The sequence below is a fragment of the Limosilactobacillus vaginalis DSM 5837 = ATCC 49540 genome (genome assembly GCF_000159435.1).
In the GTDB taxonomy this organism is placed as follows: Bacteria; Bacillota; Bacilli; order Lactobacillales; family Lactobacillaceae; genus Limosilactobacillus; species Limosilactobacillus vaginalis.
Genome location: NZ_GG693445.1, coordinates 1 through 506 on the forward strand (window position 1 = coordinate 1; position 506 = coordinate 506).

Consider the following 506-nt stretch of genomic DNA (forward strand, 5'->3'; position numbering starts at 1 on the left):
AGTAGAAGATGGTTCTTTAATTATAAAGAATGCATGGGATCATTATAAAAATATGGGTATTGGTTCAATTATTATGGAACATGGTAAAAATGGAATTAATGATCCAATGTTAAAAATTAAAGTTTCGGGTCATATTGATTACAGGTACTATTATATGCTTAAAAGACGTATAACGGGTGATTATGCAGATGTTTTTGTTACTTCTTGTGTTAATAATTTTCGTTTTCCTGTATTCAAGAACGAAAAGTTTATGTCAGAGCAACCTTTGTACTATTGGTTTTCACAGCGTTACAAATCTGTTTTTATAAGTAAAGTTTTAACTGTAGGTAATTATCTAGATGATGGATTATCAAGAAATTTAAGAAAATTAGAGGTAGAGAATTGGAAGTGCACATTATACGAATCAAATTTATTTCTGTCTTCAGATACTCCTTTATGGTATAGGTTAAAGAAGGGTATGCTTGTTGACTTTATTTTGATTAAGAAGAAAAAAAGTATTTTTAAAT

The 506-nt window shown here is 28.1% G+C and carries 1 pseudogene; it reads left to right on the plus strand.

What is annotated here, in order from left to right:
- Positions 1 to 506 (plus strand): annotated as a pseudogene (locus HMPREF0549_RS09940) (glycosyltransferase family 2 protein); the annotation flags it as partial.